Origin of the sequence: Comamonas sp. Y33R10-2, assembly GCF_019355935.1 — a bacterium.
In the GTDB taxonomy this organism is placed as follows: domain Bacteria; phylum Pseudomonadota; class Gammaproteobacteria; order Burkholderiales; family Burkholderiaceae_C; genus Comamonas.
Map to the genome: position 1 here is coordinate 1,825,153 of NZ_CP079925.1, position 21,308 is coordinate 1,846,460.

Annotated in this window: 16 protein-coding genes; 7 read left to right on the plus strand and 9 right to left on the minus strand. The window is 55.7% G+C overall.

From position 1 onward, the window contains the following. Nucleotides 1–37: 37 nt before the first annotated feature. Together ispF and ispD are read right to left on the minus strand one after the other, a co-directional pair. Entirely contained in the window at nt 38–517 is a 480-nt protein-coding gene (gene ispF / locus KUF54_RS08205; protein WP_219346131.1) for a 2-C-methyl-D-erythritol 2,4-cyclodiphosphate synthase, read from the minus strand. A gap of 82 nt (nt 518–599) precedes the next feature. Next, nucleotides 600–1,349, minus strand: coding sequence for a 2-C-methyl-D-erythritol 4-phosphate cytidylyltransferase (gene ispD, locus KUF54_RS08210; protein ID WP_370627595.1), 750 nt, complete (start codon nt 1,347–1,349; stop codon nt 600–602). Nucleotides 1,350–1,717: 368 nt separating this feature from the next. On the opposite strand from ispD, the gene mfd reads away from it, so the two are divergent. The 4 genes from mfd (at nt 1,718) to KUF54_RS08230 (ending at nt 7,683) form a co-directional block, all read left to right on the plus strand. Continuing rightward, nucleotides 1,718–5,209, plus strand: a complete 3,492-nt coding sequence (gene mfd, locus KUF54_RS08215) for a transcription-repair coupling factor (protein ID WP_219346133.1) — start codon at nt 1,718–1,720, stop codon at nt 5,207–5,209. A gap of 250 nt (nt 5,210–5,459) precedes the next feature. Then, nucleotides 5,460–6,173 carry a phosphoserine phosphatase SerB gene (gene serB, locus KUF54_RS08220; protein ID WP_219346134.1) on the plus strand — a complete coding sequence of 238 codons (714 nt, stop codon included), beginning with the start codon at nt 5,460–5,462 and terminating at the stop codon, nt 6,171–6,173. Between the two features lie 141 nt (nt 6,174–6,314). Then, nucleotides 6,315–6,872, plus strand: coding sequence for an NADPH-dependent FMN reductase (locus tag KUF54_RS08225; RefSeq protein WP_219346135.1), 558 nt, complete (start codon nt 6,315–6,317; stop codon nt 6,870–6,872). 316 nt (nt 6,873–7,188) lie between these two features. After that, nucleotides 7,189–7,683: an ABC transporter substrate-binding protein gene (locus tag KUF54_RS08230; RefSeq protein WP_219346136.1), complete on the plus strand. Its 495-nt coding sequence runs from the start codon at nt 7,189–7,191 to the stop codon at nt 7,681–7,683. 122 nt (nt 7,684–7,805) lie between these two features. Here KUF54_RS08230 and phnX read toward each other — a convergent pair whose 3' ends face one another. The 5 genes from phnX to phnD all read right to left on the minus strand — a co-directional run bounded on the left by phnX (nt 7,806) and on the right by phnD (nt 12,510). Then, complete coding sequence (gene phnX, locus KUF54_RS08235) at nt 7,806–8,672, minus strand: phosphonoacetaldehyde hydrolase (RefSeq protein WP_219346137.1); 867 nt, start codon at nt 8,670–8,672, stop codon at nt 7,806–7,808. A 37-nt stretch (nt 8,673–8,709) separates the two neighbouring features. Continuing rightward, nucleotides 8,710–9,816 (minus strand): iron-containing alcohol dehydrogenase PsrA, encoded by a 1,107-nt coding sequence (gene psrA / locus KUF54_RS08240; protein WP_219346138.1) that lies wholly within the window; start codon nt 9,814–9,816, stop codon nt 8,710–8,712. 119 nt (nt 9,817–9,935) lie between these two features. Continuing rightward, complete coding sequence (gene phnE, locus KUF54_RS08245) at nt 9,936–10,775, minus strand: phosphonate ABC transporter, permease protein PhnE (RefSeq protein WP_219346139.1); 840 nt, start codon at nt 10,773–10,775, stop codon at nt 9,936–9,938. Next, entirely contained in the window at nt 10,775–11,629 is an 855-nt protein-coding gene (gene phnC / locus KUF54_RS08250) for a phosphonate ABC transporter ATP-binding protein (protein ID WP_219346140.1), read from the minus strand. The genes phnE and phnC overlap by 1 nt, the downstream gene beginning before the upstream one ends. Beyond that, entirely contained in the window at nt 11,626–12,510 is an 885-nt protein-coding gene (phnD, locus tag KUF54_RS08255) for a phosphonate ABC transporter substrate-binding protein (RefSeq protein WP_219346141.1), read from the minus strand. The genes phnC and phnD overlap by 4 nt, the downstream gene beginning before the upstream one ends. A gap of 147 nt (nt 12,511–12,657) precedes the next feature. On the opposite strand from phnD, the gene KUF54_RS08260 reads away from it, so the two are divergent. Continuing rightward, nucleotides 12,658–13,509 (plus strand): LysR substrate-binding domain-containing protein, encoded by an 852-nt coding sequence (locus tag KUF54_RS08260; RefSeq protein ID WP_219346142.1) that lies wholly within the window; start codon nt 12,658–12,660, stop codon nt 13,507–13,509. A 456-nt stretch (nt 13,510–13,965) separates the two neighbouring features. Beyond that, nucleotides 13,966–16,347, plus strand: coding sequence for a membrane-bound PQQ-dependent dehydrogenase, glucose/quinate/shikimate family (locus KUF54_RS08265; RefSeq protein ID WP_219346143.1), 2,382 nt, complete (start codon nt 13,966–13,968; stop codon nt 16,345–16,347). Between the two features lie 91 nt (nt 16,348–16,438). Here KUF54_RS08265 and KUF54_RS08270 read toward each other — a convergent pair whose 3' ends face one another. Next, nucleotides 16,439–17,104 (minus strand): TetR/AcrR family transcriptional regulator, encoded by a 666-nt coding sequence (locus KUF54_RS08270; RefSeq protein WP_219346144.1) that lies wholly within the window; start codon nt 17,102–17,104, stop codon nt 16,439–16,441. A gap of 304 nt (nt 17,105–17,408) precedes the next feature. Here KUF54_RS08270 and KUF54_RS08275 point away from each other — a divergent pair, with 304 nt between their 5' ends. Then, on the plus strand, nt 17,409–19,544 hold the full coding sequence (locus KUF54_RS08275; RefSeq protein ID WP_255576391.1) for a TonB-dependent receptor: 2,136 nt from the start codon (nt 17,409–17,411) through the stop codon (nt 19,542–19,544). Nucleotides 19,545–19,722: 178 nt separating this feature from the next. On the opposite strand, the gene rng is transcribed toward KUF54_RS08275, so the two are convergent. Further along, on the minus strand, nt 19,723–21,210 hold the full coding sequence (rng, locus tag KUF54_RS08280; protein WP_219346146.1) for a ribonuclease G: 1,488 nt from the start codon (nt 21,208–21,210) through the stop codon (nt 19,723–19,725). Nucleotides 21,211–21,308 lie beyond the last annotated feature (98 nt).

Below are 21,308 nucleotides of genomic sequence, written 5' to 3' on the forward strand. Positions count from 1 at the left end.
GCTAACCCTTCAGAGCCTTGACCACTAGGCGAAGTCTTCAAGCCTTATAGAGCAAGACCACCGCACGCGCTTCCATCGCTTGCTTCAGGCCTACCGGGCCCATCTTCTCTGCCGTCTTGGCCTTTACGTTGACTTGCTCCACATCCAGCGCCAGCACGTCGGCAATGCGCTGGCGCATGGCTTCAATATACGGCGCCAGCTTGGGCGCTTGAGCAATGATGGTGCTGTCGATATTTCCCACCTCAAAACCTTTGGCGCGCACGCGGCGCATGGCTTCGGCTAGCAGCACGGCGGAGTCTGCGCCTTTGAACTGGGCATCAGTATCTGAAAAATGGCGACCAATATCGCCCAGCGCAGCCGCACCAAACAGGGCGTCGGTAATCGCGTGCAGCAGCACGTCGGCATCCGAATGCCCCAGCAAACCCATTGTGTGCGGCACCTCCACACCGCCCAAAATCAACTTACGGCCTTCGACAAGTGCATGCACATCCCAGCCTTCACCAATACGAAAATTCATATTAAATCCTTGTCTAGTCCTTTTAAATTAAGGACTTATAGCTATCAATTTGATAATTATTTAATAAGAGTTAGAGCGATTCTTAACGAGCAGAGCGGCGCTGCATCAACACCGCCTCAGCCAAAGCAAAGTCATCCGGATAAGTCACTTTAAAGTTCTGCGCACCGCCGGGCACCAGCAGCGGTGCATGGCCTGCAAACTCCATGGCACTGGCTTCATCCGTGACCGCATCGCCCGCGGCCTTCAATGCAGACAACAACGCGCCGATGCGGAACATTTGCGGCGTCTGCGCCAGCCATTTATCGCTACGATCCACGGTCTGCGCAACGCGAGCAGAGCCCTGATCTGAAGATTGCTGCTTTAAGGTATCAGGCAACTTCAGGGCCAACAGGCCGCCCACGGCATCGGGCAGGCAAGCATTCATCAGCGCATTAACCTGCGCAGCCGTCACCAAACAGCGGGCAGCATCATGTACCAGCGCCCAGTCCTCTGGGCTTGCGCCCATGCGCAGCAGCTCTTGCAAACCATTAGTCACCGTCTCTGCGCGGGTTGCTCCGCCATGGGGAGCCACCGTCAAACGGCTTTCAAGCTCGCGGCCCTGCCAAAAATGATCCGCAGGCGAGGTCACTACCAACACCTTGTGCATGCGTTCGACTTGCAGCATGGCCGCCAATGTGTGCATGACCATAGGCTGACCCGCCACGCTCTGGTATTGCTTAGGCAGCTCCGGCGCAAGCGCATCCGCCGCAATGGCGCGCAAGCCCACTCCCGCGCAGGGAATCAACGCCCAGCAGCGCGGTACGGCAGCGTGCTCGCTCAGAAGTGAAGTCACTGAAGCAGCGCCTGTGTATGCACCTGTATTAGTCCTTGTGTTTGCGCTTGTATTGGCGTTTGCCTTTGCATCCGGCATGGACTCAGGCGAAATAAAGCTATCTGTCATGCGCTGTATTTTAAAATTACGGTTTAGCCCGAAAGCGGCTTGTTCAATTATTGAGCCGAAGCTTTCGGCTTGCATCACAAAGAGTTGTCCCCATTTTGAGTGAATGCGTCGCCAAACATCAGCGCTGTGCTGACTGGCCTATGAGTCCAGCCTCTAAGTTCATCCTTAAGGGCCAGACTCAACCGCGCTTGATCTGTCCCCGTTTTAATGCAGGCAGCCAGCCCAACGGCGCGGCTGCCCCCGCTCGTCTGTGAAAAACCATGCAACTGCCCAAGCTCACTCCTGGTAAACGCTTTCACCTGCCCCGCCCCACTGGCAGCGCCGATGCGCTGCTGCTGGCCAAGCTCGGCGAGCGTGAGAAGGCCGATGGCCGCGTCACCGCCATCATCACGGCCGATGCTGCGGACGCGCAGCGCTTGATGGAGGAGATGGCCTTTTTCGCACCCGAGCTGCGCTGCGCCCTTTTCCCCGACTGGGAAACCCTCCCCTACGACAGCTTCTCGCCCCATCAAGACCTGATCAGCGAGCGCTTGGCCGCCCTGTGGCGCATTAACCAGCGTGACAAGGAGCAAGGCGCCGATGTGGTCATCGTGCCTGCCACTACAGCGCTGTACCGGCTCGCTCCGCCCTCTTTTTTGGCCGGCTACACCTTTGAATTCAAAAGCGGGCAAAAGCTCGATGAAGCCAAGCTCAAAGCCCAACTCACGCTGGCCGGCTACCAGCATGTGTCGCAAGTGGTCAGCCACGGCGAATATGCTGTGCGCGGCGGCTTGATTGACCTATTCCCCATGGGCTCCTTGGTGCCCTACCGTGTCGATTTGTTTGATAACGAAATCGACTCCATCCGCACATTTGACCCAGACAGCCAGCGCAGCCTCTACCCAGTGCCTGAGGTGCGCCTGCTGCCCGGGCGCGAGTTCCCTATGGATGAGGAGGCCCGCGCCAAGTTCCGCAGCCGCTGGCGCGAGATGCTCGAAGGCGACCCCACCCGCAGCCGTATCTACAAAGATATGGGACAGGGCATTGCCACCGCCGGTATTGAGTACTACCTGCCACTGTTTTTTGACGAAACCGCGACTGTTTTTGATTACTTGGGTGACGAAGCGAACGTGGTTTTGCATGGTGATCTAGAACCTGCTTTCCAGCGCTTTTGGCAAGACACCAAGGACCGCTACCGCTTGGTGCAGGGCGACCCAGACCACCCTGCCCTGCCGCCAGAATCACTGTTCCTGACTTCAGAGCAGTTCTATACCCGCAGCAAAGAGCACGCACAACTAGCCCTGCGAGCCGGCACCGAAGACGTGGCTGACAGCGCCATTTTTCAGAAGCTGGAAGACCTGTCTGTGGTGCGCGGCGCTGAAGACCCGCTGGCTAAGCTGCAAAAACATATAGCAGCAAGTTCAACCCGTACCTTGCTTTTGGCCGAATCAGACGGTAGGCGCGAAAGCCTGCTGGATTTTTTCCGTGCCTCAGGCGTCAACCCTCCTGTGTTCGATTCGCTGGCGGAATTCCTAGCCGACAACACCGAAAAAATCGGCATCGCCACCTCAGCCCTGATGACGGGCTTTGCATGGGTGGCGGAAGGTTTGGACTTTGTCACCGAGACTGAGCTGTTCGCCACCAGCCCCACCGGGCGCCGCCGCCGCAGGCAAGAGCAGGTCAGCGATGTAGAAGCGCTGATTAAAGACTTGTCAGAGCTAAAGGTGGGTGACCCCATCGTTCACTCCGACCACGGCATTGGCCGCTACCGTGGCCTGATCAATATGGACATGGGCCAGAAAAACCCTGACGGCACGCCCGCGCTGCAAGAGTTTTTGCATCTGGAATACGCCGCCAGCGCCGTGCTTTATGTGCCTGTCAGCCAGTTGCACTACATCAGCCGCTACACCGGCGTATCGCCTGATGATGCGCCCCTGCACAAACTAGGCGGCGCGCAATGGGAAAAAGCCAAGCGCAAGGCCGCCGAGCAGGTGCGCGACTCGGCTGCCGAGCTGCTCAACATTTACGCCCGCCGCGCAGCACGTGTGGGCCATGCTTTCCGCTTCCCTACGGCTGATTACGAGCAGTTTGTGGCCGACTTTGGCTTTGATGAGACGCCCGACCAGAACGCAGCCATTCATGCCGTGATTCAAGACATGATTTCGCCCCAGCCTATGGACCGCTTGGTTTGTGGCGATGTGGGCTTTGGCAAGACCGAGGTTGCGCTGCGTGCCGCGTTTGTTGCGGCCATGGGCGGCAAGCAGGTGGCGCTGCTGGCCCCCACCACGCTGCTGGCCGAGCAGCATTACCAGACGCTGGTCGATCGCTTCTCCAAATGGCCCATCAAGGTGGCCGAGGTTTCGCGTTTCCGTTCTGGCAAAGAGATTACCGCCGCCATCAAGGGCATTGCCGACGGCACGGTGGACATTGTGGTCGGCACGCACAAGCTATTGAGCGAATCGACCCAGTTCAAGAACTTGGGCCTGCTCATCATCGACGAGGAACACCGATTTGGCGTGCGCCATAAAGAGGCCATGAAGGCCATGCGCGCCGAAGTCGACATCTTGACGCTGACCGCCACCCCCATTCCCCGCACCATGGGCATGGCGCTGGAAGGCTTGAGGGATTTATCGGTGATTGCGACCGCCCCACAACGACGTCTTGCTATCAAAACCTTTGTGCGCAACGAAGGCACGGGCGTGATTCGCGAAGCGGTGCTGCGTGAATTGAAGCGCGGCGGGCAGGTTTATTTTCTGCACAACGAAGTCGAAACCATCGAAAACCGCAAGCAAAAACTCGAAGAAATCTTGCCCGAAGCGCGCATCGCCGTGGCCCACGGCCAGATGCCCGAGCGCGAGTTGGAAAAAGTCATGCGCGACTTTGTGGCACAGCGCTACAACATCTTGCTGTGCTCGACCATCATCGAAACCGGTATCGACGTTCCATCAGCCAACACCATCCTTATCAGCCGCGCTGACAAGTTTGGTCTTGCCCAGCTGCACCAGCTGCGCGGCCGTGTGGGCCGCAGCCACCATCAGGCCTATGCCTATTTGATGGTGCCGGACATGGACAGCCTGACCAAACACGCCCAGCAGCGGCTGGAAGCGATTCAGCAAATGGAAGAGCTGGGCAGCGGCTTTTACTTGGCCATGCACGACTTGGAAATTCGCGGCGCAGGTGAGGTACTGGGCGAGAACCAAAGCGGCAATATGCTCGAAGTGGGCTTTCAGCTCTATAACGAAATGCTGTCCGAGGCCGTGCGCAGCCTCAAGGCGGGCAAAGAGCCTGACCTGCTCTCGCCCCTGTCCGCATCGACGGACATCAATCTGCACGCCCCCGCCCTGCTGCCCAACGATTACTGCGGCGATGTGCACCTGCGCCTGTCGTTCTACAAAAAGCTGGCCACCGCCAAGACGGCCGATCAGATCGACACCTTGCTGGAAGAAATCGTGGATCGCTTTGGCAAGCTACCTGCGCAGGCTCAGACCCTCATCGACGTGCACCGCCTGCGTGTACTGTCTGCGCCCTATGGCGTCATCAAGGTCGATGCGGCGCCCGGCGTGATCAACATCACTTTCAAACCCCAGCCGCCGATTGATCCGATGAACATCATTCAATTGATTCAAAAGAACAAGCACATCAAGTTGGCGGGCAACGAAAAGCTGCGCATCGAAAAAGAGTTGGAGAACCCCAAGGACCGGGCGCAAATGGTGCGCGATGTGCTTCGCAGTCTGGGCCAGCCGCTCAAAACTGAAACCGAGGTGCACGCTTAAGCTTTGTGTCTATATGAAGGGGCCTGTTTTCACGAGCAAAACGCCCCACCCCTTCATCGACCAACTAAACTGCGTTGTGCGGCCGCGCTGGACAATGGCATCAGCTGCTTGCACAACTAGTGAAAGCCGCAGACATTCAGCCGCAGCAAGCCCGCGCATCAGCGCGATAATGGCAGCCATATCCGGCCAGAGCGGCAAAGCGCCGTGCTGGCCTCTATTTCTGCCCCACCTGCATTCGCATATACACGCAATGACTGACGCTACAGAATTCGCTCCCGGCCTGATGATTCGCGGCATTACCGCACCGCAAAAGCTCAGCGACTACAAGCTCATCGCTTTTGACATGGACTCGACGCTGATCACCATCGAGTGCATTGACGAAATTGCTGACGCCACAGGCAAGAAGGAAGAAGTCGCCGCCATCACCGAAGCCACCATGCGCGGCGAAATTACCGACTTCAAAGACAGCCTGCGCCAGCGCGTAGGCAAGCTGGTCGGCGTGACTGATGCCGACATGGCCCGTGTTTTGCAGGAGCGCCTCAAGCTCTCGGCCGGTGCTGAGACCTTGGTCAAAGCCGCCAAGGCTGCTGGCTTGAAGGTGCTGCTGGTCTCCGGCGGCTTTACCTACTTTGCCGAACATGTGCGCGGCTTGCTCAATATCGACTTTGTGCGCGCCAATGTGCTGGAGTCTAAAGACGGTGTGCTGACCGGTGGCTTGGTCGAGCAAGCCTGGGGCGATATTTGCGACGGCGCTGAAAAACGCCGCACGCTGCTAGAAGTAGCCTCACTCATCGGAATTGACGCCAGCCAGTGCATTGCCGTGGGCGATGGCAGCAATGACATCCCCATGATGCAGGCAGCAGGCCTGTCCGTGGCTTACCACGCCAAGCCCCGCGTTCGCAACGAGGCCAAGGTTGCCATCAACGAAGGCGGACTCGATCGCCTGCTGGAAGTTCTCAAGTAATCCAGCCTGACGCTCATTACCTAAAAGCCGCCGCAATACCTGCTGCGGCTTTTTGCTTGCCCACTTCATTGAGGCGACTGGGTGATGCACGGCTTTGCTAAAGTGTTCTACACCCAAGCTCCTCAACCCAAAGGTAAGCCAATGAGTAAACCCAAAATCGCCGTCATCGTCGGCAGCCTCAGCAAGCAATCGATTAACCGCAAGCTCGGCGAAGGGCTCGCCAAGCTCATGCAAGATCAAGCTGAATTCGAATTTATCGATATCGGCCACCTGCCGCTTTACAACCGCGACTTTGACAACATGCCTGACTTCAAGCCCTTTGAAGACATCAAGCCCCAAATTCGCGGCTGCCAAGGCGTGCTGTTTATCACCCCTGAGTACAACCGCTCCATTCCCTCTGCACTCAAAAATGTGCTGGATGGTTTGAGCCGCCCCTATGGGAAGAGCGTTTGGGCAGGCATTCCCGCAGCCGTCATTGGCAGCTCGCCCGGTGGCGCCGCATCTGCCATGGCCCAGCAGCACTTGCGCAATGTGCTGGTGTCTCTAGACATGCCCACCATGGCCCAGCCCGAAGGTTTTGTACGCTGGTCTGACACCCTGCTTGACGCAGACGGCAATATCGGCGCTGCCAGCCATGATTTTTTGAGCAAATTCATGAGCAAATTTCTGGCCTGGGTCCAACTCAACTCCAAGAAATAATTACTTCAATTCATTGAATTGATAGCAAGCCTTGTAGTCTCTGCGGTGACTACAAGGCTTTTTTATGTTTATTTTTCTATAAATAACGACAGGAACTTTTCTGCTCTCAGACTATTCCTACAATAGTCACGCAGCCGTATACACATCACAACAGCAGGCTGCCAAGGTCTGAGACCTGTCTTTTTACGGACAGTTTGTTCTCAAGGCCTTGAAATCTCCCCTTTAGCTACCAAATACCATAGCAAGCAGGCCACATGAGACAAGCGTCTCGAGGCATGCTGGTGGGCTATCGCCTTTGTGCGACAGGCTGCCATCTATGACAACCATGAATGGAAAACACTCTGTGAAGACTTCGTACCGTGCTGCCGCCTCCGTGATCGCTATCGCTATTGCAGCGCTGTCTGTGCCTTCGCTGGCACAAGCCAAGCGCATGAACAGCAGCAAATCCGTGCGTCCTGCCAGCATTGGCAGCAAGGCTCCTGCTCAGCCCGCACCCGTGGCACCTAAGGCAGCAGCACCTGCTGCTCCAGCACCCGCAGCAGCTGCTCCTGCCGCTGCTCCAGCTGCCGCTGCTGCACCTACTCGTGGCTCCGGCATGATGGGCACTATGGCTGGTGCTGCTGTCGGCGCTATTGCCGGCTCCATGGCTGGTAACGCTTTGGCTGGCGCCATGGGTGGCGACAAGGAAGCCGAAGCCAAGAAGGCTAAGGAAGAAGAGGCCCGCAAGGCCGAAGCAGAAGCCGCTGACCTGCAAAAGAAGCTCAACGAAGCCCAAGCCAAGGCTGAAGCCGCTCGCGCTGCAGCCAAGTAATCAGCCCTATCTGCTGATTTATCAGCTGACAAAAAAGGACGCGCAAATAGCGCGTCCTTTTTTATGTGCCTTTGACAGCCGCTAACGCAAACCTTCGGTTTGCTCGGTGGTGTTAGCCGCTCTTAACCAGCAGGCAATTCACCTTGGCGCATACGATGTGCAATCTTTTCCAGAACTGCCGGTAAGTCTGCAATCGTCCTCGCAACGTAATGTGAGCCCGCTTTTTTAAGCTTGGCCTCAGCTGCTGCAACTTTTGCCTCGACATCTGCAGCATTCGCGTTCAAATATTCCTCTTTGCTGTAGCCAACCTCGTTACCAGACAGGCTCAAGCCGATTGTCCACATGCCAGCGTTAAGCCCTTCTTCAATGCCTGGCACGGTGTCATCGACCTTCACGCAGGCACGTACATCACTAATCCCCAGTGCCAGCACATTCGCTAAAGCCATATAAGGCCCAGGACGCCCTCCGGCGGTGAGTTCATCGCCTGCGACTACATGGTCAGGGGCGATGCCCGCTTGAGCGGCTTGAGGCAGCAACTGATTGAGCACTTGCCGGGGGTAGCCAGAGCAAGAACCCACTTTCAAACCATTGGCACGCAACCACTCAAGCACCTGTACTGCACCATCAATGGGTGCGGAGAATTCACCCACTTTGGCAATTTGCATGGGCATGAAACGCGCATAGATCGCGTCTACATCCGCATGATTTGGGGCTTGACCAAACGTGCTGCTCCACTGCGCAGCAATATTGGGCTCTTGCAGTAGTTGATCAATATGATCCCACTTTGAAAGGCCCATTGGGCCTCGTGCTTGCTCAAGAGTGACATTGATGCCAAACGTGGCAAAAGCTTCAACAAATATCTGCGTAGGAGCTAGTGAACCAAAGTCAACCAGTGTCCCGGCCCAATCAAAGATGACGGCCTGCAGAGGGGATAAATCAACAGTCTGGTTGTCGAGCGTTTGAATCTCAGCGGAAGTGATGGCGTTCATGGACTTTTCTTCAAAAAATTTCTAGATGCAATGACTATCAAACGGTAGCTAAGCTACGGATAAAGTTGCGCCCTCGTGGGCCATTGGCTGCCTTGTTGACCATCGCTTCCCATGCCTGAGCCTCTACGCCGTAATGCGCGGGATCTGTTGCAACACCGAGCTTTTGCAAGAAGTTGCACAGGCACGCTTGCGCAATGGCTGGCTCCGTCGTGTCGAAGATGGACAACAGTGCGGTATCTACCTGCGCGTCACTGCCTAGTGCCATCTCTAGAATTAACGGCAAGCTAAATGAGCAAGCGATACCGTGAGGCACGCCGTGTTGCAGCGTGATGTCGTAAGAAAGTGAATGCGCTAACGCTGTCTTGGTGTTGGAGAATGCCAATCCGGCAAGCAAAGCTGCTTGCGCCATATCACGGCGCAGTTGCACATTAGCCAGATCGCACATCAAAGCAGGTAAGGTGGCCATCACTTGGCGAGCGGCTTGCACTGCCAGCGACATGGAAACTGGATTGCGGTTGACGTTCCAGATCGACTCCAAAGCATGAGACAGTGCATCCAAGCCAGAGGCCAAAGTCGCGCCAGCGGGCAAGCTGCTCATCAAGCCTGCATCAATGATGGCGGCCTGCGGCCAAGTGCATGCTTGATGCAGCGAATGCTTGCGGCCACCCGCTTGGTCCCAAATGGTGGCCCAAGGCGTGACTTCACTGCCTGTGCCTGCAGTTGTCGGAATCGCGATCAAGGCCTTGTGTGCTGTGGTTTCGCTGGTGGCGGGTAGTTGGCCACCCTGCTCAAGAACCTCCAGCAATTCTTCAAACTTGCCGTTGGGTGTAGCGCACAGCAATGCCTTGGCAGAGTCAATGGCGCTACCACCACCTAAAGCAAGGATGACTGGCACATCAGCGTATTCACGTTGCACCTGCTCATACAGAGGACCTAACCATTGGACATCTGGGTTCGGAGCAATGGTATCGATCACACCTTGCAACTGCTCACCCACTAACTGCTGAACACGCTCCACCAAGCCAAGTCCGCGAGCCTCAGGAAACGTCACCAGAATGCAACTGCGCCCTCCAAGCAATGCAGGTAATTTTTCCAAACTGTTGACGCCTACAGTGACGTTGACAGGGTTGTGATAATTCCACACGGCAAAATTCTTTCCAAATATTGAGGATGCAGTTAGCCCTGCGCATAGAGATTGACAGCGCAAAAGCTAATGTTTAAAGGGGTTAAGAGCGGTGCACTGATAGCGCACCAGTAGTTAAATCAGTGGCGTGCGCCTTGCTGAATGCGGTTGCGCAGCCAGTTGGAGACCATGTCTGCAGCAATCACCATCACCGTGATGACGATGATGCAGGTCGCCGTTTCTTGATAGCGGAACAGCTTGAGGCTGCTGACTAACTCAAAGCCCAAGCCGCCAGCACCTACCATGCCAAGCACAGTGGCCGATCGCAGGTTTACCTCGAAGCGGTAGAGCACCACAGCAATCCAAGCGGTAATAACTTGGGGTACGACACCAAAAGCGATGATTTGAAGCTGGCTGGCACCAGCACTTCGCAGTGCTTGCAGTGGGCCATCGTCAATTTCCTCAATCGCTTCTGCAAAGAACTTGCCCAGCATGCCCATACCGTGCAGCGCCAGAGCTAACACCCCCGGAAACGGGCCCAGACCTACGGCAGATACAAACACCAGAGCCAAGATCAGTTCATTGATACTGCGCACCACGTTCATGAATTGGCGAGTCACCCTGCGAAGCCAGTGCCAGCTGTGTAGATTGCTCGCCGCAATCAATGACAGCGGCAATGCGAGCAATACACTCAGCAAGGTTCCCCAGATGGCAATCTGAATGGTCTCCATCGCAGGGGCCCACAAACGCGGCAAGATGCTCCAGTCAGGAGGCACTGACCGGGACAAAAAGTCGCCAATCTGTGGCATTCCACCTGCCAATTCGCTCCAGCTCATCTGCGCGCCACCTGCGCTCCAGTGCAATAGCCAAGCAATACCCAACGCCAAGGCGGCATAGCTGAGCCAACTACCCGTCGTTTCAGGGCGGCCTGCTGTCCAAACCCAACGGTCATGTGCTTTATGCAAATTTGGGCTTCCCATCACAAGACCCTCTCGCAAGAGGCAACAGTGTGCGCCGCATTTGCTGCTACAGGCATCCAGATTCCTGGACTGTAGATCTGAGAAGCAGGAGCAGCTTGCTGCTCGCAATGAGATCTGGGTTCAGCATCAGGTGTGTGATAAATCGCATCCAATGCAGATGCATCCAGCGCAGCCGGTACGTCGTTGAAGACCATGCGTCCCTGCGCCAGCCCCACAACACGATCACCGAACTCTTTGGCGTAATCGACTTGGTGCAAATTGCAAACCACAGCAATGCCCATTTCTCTTGTGGCGTCCCTCAGGTACTGCAGCACGCTGCGGGCAGTCTTTGGGTCCAAGCTTGCCACTGGCTCATCAGCCAAGATCACATTGGGCTGTTGCGCCAGCGCACGGGCAATGCCTACGCGCTGCATTTGCCCACCCGATAAAGCTTCAGTGCGTTCATCGGCTTTATGGATCAAGCCTACGCGCTCTAAACACTCGTTAGCCAGCACGATATCGCTTTGCTTAAACATCTGCATCATGGAAGCAAACGTTCCAACCTGCCCCAAGCGGCCAGTCAAAACGTTCTTGCGCACCGACAGACGCTGCACAAGGTTGTGGTGTTGGAAAACCATCGCAACATGGCGAGCCAATTCACGGCGTGAGTGCTTTTGCATCAAGTCAATTCCACCGACTTGCAGCGTTCCGCTGTCGGCTTGATTGAGACCATTCATACAACGCAGCAGCGTGGACTTACCAGCGCCAGACAGCCCCAGCATCACCACAAACTCGCCAGCTTTCACATCCAAGTCGATGCCATGCAACACATGGTTGCTGCCGTAGCTTTTGCGCAAGTTACGAATCGTGATCATTTCATTTTCCCTAAATCCAAATTCAGGGCCTTGGCTGTATCACGCACCACGTTATAGGCCGCATCGTTAGTTGCTGCAAAGCCATTGAGCACGCCACGGTCGCCCCATGGCAGCCCTTTAATTTCTGCGAGTGCTGCGGCTACTTTTTTCTTGGCCTCGGCATCCAAGCCTTTGCGCCAAGCCATGGGCGATTCAGGGATGGGCTGAGAGGTCCAGATCACCTGAAAGTCTTCTGCCTTCACATGCCCCTTGGCCACTGCCGTCTGAAAAATGGGGCTTGCTACTGCTGCCGCATCGACCTTGCCATGCGCCACAGCCATGATGCTGGCATCGTGTGATCCAGAGAAAATTACGCGGGAGAAGTATTTATCAGCATCAATGCCGTCGCCCTTCAATCCCGCTTTAGGAAACAAGTGACCGGATGCTGAACTGGGGTCTACGAAAGCAAAGGTCTTGCCTTGCAACTGCGCCACACTCGTGGGGCCGTTTTCTTTTTTACTGATGATGATGCTCTGATAGGAGCTCTGACCTGATTTTTTAGAAACAGGAATCGCGAATGCTTCGGCATTGGCCATTTGCGCTGCAAGCACATAGGAAAAAGGGCCAAAGTAAGCCACATCAATCTTGCCCGAGCGCATCGCTTCAATGACCCCGTTGTAATCGTTAGCTACAAAGGGCTTGACCTTCAGTCCCGTCTTTTGCTCCAGCTGCTCCATTACTTGCTGGCTTGCACGCATCATGGCCTGAGCGTCTTCCGATGGAATCAAGCCCACCCGCAATTCGCCGCTTTGCGCCCAAGCCGCATTAGTAGCTGCACCCGTAGAGGCCAGCATCAATGATGCGATGGATGTTTGTAGCCACACTTTGCGATTCATCTTCATTGGAAGTCATCCTTTGCATTTACATCGTTCACAACACTGCATGTGTTGCGATGGGTTGAATGCTAGGCAAGACATATGACTGTCATGTGAAAGTTTCAAAATATGTTTGAACACTTTCTATAGATGAAACATTGAGATAAGACATCCATGAGCACTGCCCGGTATCGCGCATTTATTGCGGTCGCTAAACATGGCAGCCTCAGTGCTGCAGCCCGCGCTTTGGGGGTGAGTCAGCCCACCATTTCTAGCCAAATCACTACGTTAGAGCGACAGAGCAAAATTGAGCTTTTTTACCGTCAGGGCTACCGCATGTCGCTGACTGGCGCTGGTCAAAAGTTACTTGCTATTGCTGAAAAACTAGTTGCCATCGAATCTGAAGCGGATTTTTTCCTTCGCGATTCAGGCAAGCTCAATCAAGGCGAGCTGAAGATTGGTGCTGTCGGTCCATTTCATGTCATTGAGATGGTTGCCTCGTACCGTGCATGTCATCCCAACATGCAGTTATCGATCCGCATGGGAAATTCTCAGCAAGTACTGCACGACTTAGAGCACTACGTCACGGATGTCGCTGTACTGGCAGGTCTGTACGAACGTCCTGAATTTGAAGCGCGTGAGTACGCACGCCACGCAATCATCTTATTCGTCAACAAAAATCATGCTTTCGCACAACGCCGTCAGATAGATATCCAAGATCTCAATGGCCAGTGTCTGTTATTGCGTGAGCAGGGATCCACCACCCGTGCAGCTATAGAAAAAATACTCAGTGAGGCAGGCGTCAAGCCTCAACTTGGCTTAGAAATCGGTAGCCGTGAAGCAATCAGAGAAGCGGTCATTCGAGGACTCGGTATTGGAGCTGTATCCGAAGCCGAGTTCATCGCAGATCCAAACTTAACGCCTGTTCGCATTGCTGGCGACCCTGCCCACACCACTACTTACGTGTATTGCATGAAAGAGCGCAGTGATAGCTTACTGGTCCAATCATTTATGAAGTCATTTTAGGAATGGCTATTGGAGTTCACCCGCTATTTGGTCAAGCGTCAGCTATAAATCTCAAGCCGAAACTAGCCCTTGGTGGTACGCCAGACCCGTGGTCAAGCAAGTCCAGCCAGCAGCTGACAAGCTCGAGTGTTGCGCTGTAAGCAACAGATCTCGCGAGATTTGAATTGATCTATGCTGCGCGATTTTTTCCAAGCGGCACAGCTCCTGCCCCAGGCAGCTCAATCGAAAGGCCACCCTCCATCGCTTGTATTTATTAAAAAGCGCAGCATACGACAATGCGTTAAATTTGTAGATATTTCAATATTTTCTGAAATTACTCAATACAAAACTCTGTGGTCATTTTTGCATTGCACAACAAAAATGACCAACTGGTAAAATTCATATACAAGAGTTGAATGAGCCATTCAACCTTCGCCCCCCCTTTGGTCGGGCTTGTTGTCTTTTCAAGGTGTATTTATGTCTTCAACACAAACTGACAAACCCTCTACGGGTTTGCTGCCACGCATCTTCGGCGTGGTTCTGGTGCTGGTGGGCTTGGCGCTGGCAGCAGGCGGTATTCGCCTGGTCACGCTGGGCGGTTCCTGGTACTACCTCATTGCCGGTCTGCTGACCATCGTCTCGGGGGCCTTGCTGTGCAAGCGCAATGCCAACGGCGGTCTGCTGTATCTGGTGGTCGTGATTGGCACGGCCATCTGGGCGCTGGCCGAAGTCGGCACATCGTTCTGGGGCCTGGTGCCTCGCCTGGCTCCTGTGCTGGTGCTTGGCGTCTTGGCTGCCCTGTGCACACGCGCCCTGTCGAACAAGAAAAACAAGGTCGCCCTGCCCGCTGCTGCAGTGCAAGCGGTGGTCATACTGGCTGGTGCAGCGTCCATCATGACACCCCACGGCACGGTAGAAAACACCGCCAAGCTGGGCGAAACACCGGTGCGCGACGTCAAGACACTGACAGATGCCAAGAGCACTGACAACCAGTGGCTGCAATATGGGCGCGACAATGACAGCGGCCGTTTTGCGCCCATGGACCAGATCAACAAGGACAACGTCAGCCAGCTGGAAGTGGCCTGGAAGTTCCGCACCGGCTCCAAGACGGGCAAGAACTACGAAGACCAAAACACCCCCATCCAGGTGGGTGATAGCCTCTACATTTGCACGCCAGAAAACCGCGTGATGGCGCTGAATGCCGAAACCGGTGAAAAGCGCTGGGAGTGGAACCCCAACGTCAAGGAAGCCACCTTCTGGAACCGCTGCCGCGGCGTGGGCTACTACGAAATGCCCCAGGAGATGAAGTCGGCGGATGGCAAGTGTGATGCCCGCATCATCACCACGACCAAGGATGCCCGCCTGTGGGCGTTGGATGCCAAGACCGGTGAGGTCTGCTCGAACTTTGGAAAGAACGGCTCGACCGACCTGTCCGAAGGCCTGGGCTCGTACGAAGAGCATTTCTACATGCCCACTTCGCAGCCTTTTGTCGTGGGCAACCGCGTCATCGTGGGCGGTTGGGTGTGGGACAGCCAGCGCACGGAAGAGCCTTCGGGCGTGATCCGCGCTTATGACCTGAAGACCGGCGCCATCGACTGGGCCTGGGATCTGGGCAACCCCAACACCACCAAGCTGCCACCCGAAGGCGAGACCTACACCAAGGGCACGCCCAACTGGTGGTCGTCCGGCGCGTTTGACGCCAAGCTCAACCTGATCTACCTGCCTTTGGGCAATGGCACACCCGACTTCTGGGGCGGTCACCGCAGCAAGGAAACCGACGCGCACAGCAGCGCCATGGTGGCCCTGCACGCAGACACCGGCAAGCTGGCCTGGAAGTACCAGACCGTGCACAACGACACCTGGGACTACGACATCGGCTCGCCCCCCACCTTGGTCGACCTGCCCGATGGCAAGGGCGGCGAAACCCCTGCGCTGGTGATTGCCACCAAGACGCACCAGTTGTTCATGCTGGACCGCCGCGACGGCAAGCCCGTGGCCCAAGTCGAAGATCGTCCCGTCTCGCAAGAGATGCTGGAAGGCGATCGCGTCTCGCCCACACAGCCGTTCTCGGTGGGCATGCCCCAACTGGCCACCAACAAGCTGGAAGAAAAAGACATGTGGGGCGCCACCATGTTTGATCAGCTTTACTGCCGCATCAAGTTCAAGCAACTGCGCAACGACGGCATGTTTACCAAGTTGACCGACAAGCCTTCGCTGATCTGGCCCGGCTACTACGGCGGTTTTAACTGGGGTGGCATGGCCGTGGACAAGCAGCGCAACCTGCTGATTGTCAACGACATGCACATGCCGCAAATCGGCTGGTTGATGCCACAGGACAAGTTCGAAGAAGCCAAGGCCATTGCCAAGACCATGGGCAAGGGCGCAGGCGTGCCACAGCAAAAGGGCACACCGTATGTGGCCATCCGTGGCCCCTTCAACTCGCCACTCGACATCCCTTGCCACGCGCCTTCCTGGGGTAATTTGACTGCTATCGACCTGACCACCAAGAAGATCGCCTGGCAAGTGCCTATGGGCACGGTGGAAGACAGCGTCCTGAAGGGCGTGCGTGCTTCGCTGCCTGTGCCGCTGGGCATGCCTTCGCTGTCCGGCCCCATTGCCACCGCTGGCAACCTGATCTTCCATGTGGGCACGCAGGACTACTACATTCGCGCCTATGACACGCTCACCGGCAAGGAAGTGTGGAAGAACCGTCTGCCCGTAGGTGCACAAGCCACGCCCATGACCTATCTGTCGCCCGAGTCCGGTCGCCAGTTCGTGGTCACTGTCGCCGGTGGTGCCCGCATGACCGACGACCGCGGTGACTACATCATTGCTTACGCACTGCCAAAGCAGAAGTAAGTCATTTAGAAGCTTCCATTCATTGACTGAGCGCTGATAAAAAACCCTGCAGGGCGCAAGCCAGGCAGGGTTTTTTATCCAAACTAAATACTTACTTCGCTTGTGACGTTTTGTAGTGCCCAAAAATGGAATTGATCTGCGCCTGAGATAATTCAGCCGCAGAGCAACCAGGCCTGACGGGCGCTTGCAGGGAATCACTGGCCAGATAAAGCCAGAACGGTGACCCCGTCAGCATGGCCGCTGTAGCTGGCAAGATTCCTTGCAGCTCTCCTTCATCGATTGCCCGTTGGTATAGCGCTTCAAGATGCACATGCCACGGTGCAAAGATCTTGTCGTAATAAAACTCACCCAGCACTGGAAAACGCTTGGTCTCACCCAGCATCAGCCGGGCCAGATCGGCGCGTACCGAATGATGAAAACGCTCCATAGGTGGCAATACCAAGCGCGAGATATAGGTGTGCATGCTCTCACCGGGGTGGCGTGGCAAGTTTTGGGTCGACAGGGCAGATTCGCTAAATGTCACCTCCAGAGCACCCAGCAGCAGTTCTTCCTTGGAAGCAAAGTACAAGTACAGCGTGCCCTTTGCCAGATTCGCCCGTTTGGCAATTTTGTCCATCGTGGCACGGGTAATGCCCACTTCCATGAACTCAGTAATTGCAGCCGTGACGATCTCGCTGCGAGTCAGTTCAGTTTTCTGGAAGCTGGGACCGCGCACACGGCGTGGGTTGGGTTGATCGGTACGTTGAGAAATGGGCATCACAGGAACACAGATAAATATGCAGACTGCTTATACAGAAAAAAGTCATCAACTCTGGGTCACAACCATTGCAGAGCAACAAGCCTGACTTGGTTACTTAGAGCCGCTAACACCACCCAGCAAACCAAAGGTTTGCGGTCGAGACGAGGCGTGAAGCCGCAGGCAGTACAGAAGTACGACAAGGCGAAACAACGACTTATCGAGGGTGGTGTTAGCGGCTCTTAGAGATTAAACAACGACCTCCCGATTACACACAGCTTGATCCTTATTTAACAGACAAGCTCATGCTTGTTTTATGCATCTTATGAATCGTCATTTCATTCCATTGGTCATCCTTCCAGCTATTGCAATGCCGGCATTGGCTCAGACTGAAGCAACACTGGAGACGGTGGAAGTGCGCTCCGCCGCCGGCAGCCCCAGCCTGCAGGCCCTGCCGGCCTCGGCCACGGTGCTCGATGGAGACACTCTGCGTGACCGCCAGATGCAGGTGAACCTTTCGGAGAGTCTGGACCGCGTGCCCGGCCTGCAGATCAAGAACCGCCAGAACTACGCGCAAGATTTGCAGCTATCCATTCGTGGTTACGGCGCGCGCTCCACCTTCGGCCTACGCGGCGTGCGCCTGTATGTCGATGGTATTCCTGCAACCATGCCGGATGGTCAGGGCTCGCTGTCGCATATCGATATCGGCAGTCTGGAACGCGTGGAAGTGCTGCGTGGCCCGTACTCGGCGCTGTATGGCAACTCCGCCGGCGGTGTGGTCAGCATGTACACAGAAACTCCGGAGGGGGCCCCCACCGTGGAAGGCGGCTTCTCGTTGGGTAGCAATGGCCAAAAGCGCATCTCTGCCAAAGCCAGCGGCCAGACCGCGCAGGGCCTGAGCTATGTGCTCAGCGCCAGCCGTTTCCTCACCGATGGCTACCGCGACCACAGTGCAGCGGACCGCAATATTGCGAACGCCAAACTCAGCACCGCCATTGGCGACAATGCCCGCCTGACCGTGGTGGCCAACGCCATGGAGTCCAGCGCGCAAGACCCGCAGGGTCTGACGTGGAACCAATATCAAGCCAACTCACGCCGCTCGTCTATGGATCAAGACAACGGTGATGCCCCCGTCGCTGAGCGATTCAATACCCGCAAGTCGCTCAAGCAGACCCAGATTGGCGTTACTTATGAGCATCAACTCAATGCCACCCACAGCATGACATTGATGGCATACGCCGGCCATCGCTCTATGGAGCAGTATCAATCCATCCCTTTGAAAAATAGCTCTGGCTACGCCATTCAAGAGAATGCAAAGCACGCAGGCGGAGTGATCGATATGTCCCGCGAGTATGCCGGTGTCGATGCTCGTTGGACGGGGAAATTCAACGATGCACCCGTACCCGTCACTGTGACGGCAGGACTGGCAATGGACTACGTACAAGAAGACCGCAAGGGCTACAAAAATTACACTGGCAACGTGGATTCGCCAACAGCCGTTGGCGTTAAAGGCAATCTAAGCCGAGACGAAAAAAACACCATCACCAATGTCGACCCCTATGTGCAAGCCACCTGGCAGCTAGCACCACGCTGGACGCTGGACACTGGCTTGCGCTATAGCCGGGTAAAGTTTGAGATTGACGACCGCTTCATCCGTTCGGGCAACCCCGATGACTCTGACAGCATCAGCCAGCACAAAGCCCTGCCGGAGGTATCGCTAGCCCACCAACTAAGCCCTGACCAAACGCTGTACGCCAGCATGGGCCGCGGCTTTGAAACCCCCACTCTGGCCGAGATGTCCTACCGCAATAACGGAAGCGGCATGAACACTGCGCTGCAGCCCAGCGTCAGCACCCAGTACGAAGTAGGTTACCGAGAACGTCTGAACGGCCCGGTCAAAGGCAGCTGGAGTGCGGCAGTCTTCCGCTCGGACACCAGCGACGAGATCGTCAGCGATCTGAGCGCTGGCGGACGCACCACCTACCGCAATGCTGGCAACACCCGCCGTCAAGGCATGGAACTGCAAGGTGATCTGCGCCTGACGCCCCAACTGCAACTGCAAGCCGCTTACACCTATCTGGACGCCAGCTTCCGCCAGGCATCGGGCAATGCCACTAGCGGCAACCTGCTACCCGGTCTGGCCAAGCAGCACCTGTGGCTGGGACTGGACTACCGCATCACGCAGGAATGGAAGGTTGGCATCTCAGCCGAACACATGGGCAAGGTGTTTGTGAACGACGCCAACAGCGAAGCAGCTCCTAGCTACACCGTGGCAGCAGCCAGCTTGGGCTACCGCAAGGTCATGGGCCCCTGGACACTGCGCGCTTTTGCCCGTGTCAACAACCTGTTTGACAAGCAGCACGTGGGCTCGGTCATCGTCAACGATGGCAACGGCCGCTTCTACGAAGGCGCACCCGGCCGCAACTGGAGCACCGGCATGAACCTGATGTACAGCTTCTGATTGCCTCTGAATTGCGGTCGAGCCCGATCTGATTCATCCAGCCTAATCTACACATCTAGCTATACATAAAACGCTAGATGTGTAGATCGCACTGGAGGGGTTTGGACCAAAAACCTTAGAAGCTATTGTTTTTATTGAAAACCGATTTCAAAGCAAACAACAAGAGACGTCAAAAAACTCAAAGCAACACAATATCGTATTGCTCTTGAGCCATCGCTGTTTCTGCCTGCAAAGAAATCGGTTTGGCGATGAAGTCCGAAAGACTGGCAAGATGCTGGCTTTCTTCGTCGAGGAACATTTCCACCACCTTAGGAGACGCCACTACGCGAAACTCTCGGGGGTTGAACTGACGGGCTTCACGCAGAATTTCGCGCAGAACTTCATAGCAAACACTACGCGCAGTCTTCACATCGCCCTTGCCTGAGCAAGCAGAGCATGGTTCACACAACATATGCGCCAGCGACTCACGCGTGCGCTTACGTGTCATCTCTAGCAGGCCCAATTGCGAGAAGCTGCCCGCCATGGTCTTGACGCGATCACGCCCTAATTGGCGACGGAATTCGGACAAGACCTCGGCCTGATGATCTTCGCGCACCATGTCGATAAAGTCCACGATGATGATGCCGCCCAAGTTGCGCAGTCGCAACTGACGGGCAATAGCGTGGGCTGCCTCAAGATTGGTCTTGAAGATGGTTTCATCAAAATTGCGCGCTCCGACATAGCCACCAGTGTTCACGTCGATGGTGGTCAGCGCCTCGGTCTGATCGACGATGAGATAACCGCCAGACTTTAGATCGACACGACGACCCAGCGCCCGGGCAATTTCCTCGTCGATGGAGTAAAGGTCAAAAATGGGCCGCTCGCCCTTGTACAGTGCCAGCTTGGGCACCGCTGCTGGCATGTATTCTTGGCCAAAACTTTTGAGCAACGCAAACTGCTCTGTGGAGTCAATGCGAATACTTTGCGTGCCCTCACCCACCAAATCCCGCAGCACGCGCTGTAGCAGGTTCAGGTCTTGGTGCAGCACCGACATGACAGGCAGCTTTTGCGCCGAGTCTTTAATGCGCGCCCATGTCTTGCGCAAGTAGCGAATATCGTCGGCCAGTTCAGCCTCGCTAGATTCTTCACCGTTAGTGCGCAAAATAAAACCGCCGCCACCGCCCGTCGCCTTGGTGCCCACCAACTCTTGCAAGCGCGCACGCAGTGCATCACGCTCGTTTTGCGGTATTTTTTGGGAAATGCCAATATGGTCATCCTGCGGCAAAAATACCAGCAAACGGCCAGCGATGCTGATTTGCGTGGACAGGCGTGCGCCCTTGGTTCCAATCGGGTCCTTGATGACCTGAACCAAGAGGGATTGGCCTTCAAACACCTGTTTTTCAATCGGTACTTGGGATTGGTCCTTGCGCGCAAACATCGGTGCTTCACCACCATCTTGGCGCTGCCACACATCGGCCACGTGCAAAAAGGCTGCACGTTCAAGGCCGATATCGATAAACGCCGACTGCATGCCAGGCAGCACGCGTGAGACCTTGCCCAAGTAGATGTTGCCGACGAGACCGCGCTCTAGGGGGCGCTCCATGTGCAACTCTTGCACGGCGCCGTTTTCGATAATCGCTACACGTGTTTCTTGCGGCGACCAGTTGATCAAAATATCTTGCTGCATTGACTCTTGTTCTTTCTTTATCGGTCTAGCCGTTTGCGTTGCCCAGTGTGTGGCGCGCGCACCTTGGGCGCAAGACTGTGAACCTGCTTTACTAAAGC

Coding starts and splice junctions, on each gene's coding strand:
- ispF (WP_219346131.1), bottom strand. CDS start 517: ATGAATTTTCGTATTGGTGAAGGCTGGGATGTGCATGCACTTGTCGAA.
- mfd (WP_219346133.1), top strand. CDS start 1,718: ATGCAACTGCCCAAGCTCACTCCTGGTAAACGCTTTCACCTGCCCCGC.
- serB (WP_219346134.1), top strand. CDS start 5,460: ATGACTGACGCTACAGAATTCGCTCCCGGCCTGATGATTCGCGGCATT.
- KUF54_RS08225 (WP_219346135.1), top strand. CDS start 6,315: ATGAGTAAACCCAAAATCGCCGTCATCGTCGGCAGCCTCAGCAAGCAA.
- KUF54_RS08230 (WP_219346136.1), top strand. CDS start 7,189: ATGACAACCATGAATGGAAAACACTCTGTGAAGACTTCGTACCGTGCT.
- phnX (WP_219346137.1), bottom strand. CDS start 8,672: ATGAACGCCATCACTTCCGCTGAGATTCAAACGCTCGACAACCAGACT.
- phnE (WP_219346139.1), bottom strand. CDS start 10,775: ATGGGAAGCCCAAATTTGCATAAAGCACATGACCGTTGGGTTTGGACA.
- phnC (WP_219346140.1), bottom strand. CDS start 11,629: ATGATCACGATTCGTAACTTGCGCAAAAGCTACGGCAGCAACCATGTG.
- phnD (WP_219346141.1), bottom strand. CDS start 12,510: ATGAAGATGAATCGCAAAGTGTGGCTACAAACATCCATCGCATCATTG.
- KUF54_RS08260 (WP_219346142.1), top strand. CDS start 12,658: ATGAGCACTGCCCGGTATCGCGCATTTATTGCGGTCGCTAAACATGGC.
- KUF54_RS08265 (WP_219346143.1), top strand. CDS start 13,966: ATGTCTTCAACACAAACTGACAAACCCTCTACGGGTTTGCTGCCACGC.
- KUF54_RS08270 (WP_219346144.1), bottom strand. CDS start 17,104: ATGCCCATTTCTCAACGTACCGATCAACCCAACCCACGCCGTGTGCGC.
- KUF54_RS08275 (WP_255576391.1), top strand. CDS start 17,409: ATGAATCGTCATTTCATTCCATTGGTCATCCTTCCAGCTATTGCAATG.
- rng (WP_219346146.1), bottom strand. CDS start 21,210: ATGCAGCAAGATATTTTGATCAACTGGTCGCCGCAAGAAACACGTGTA.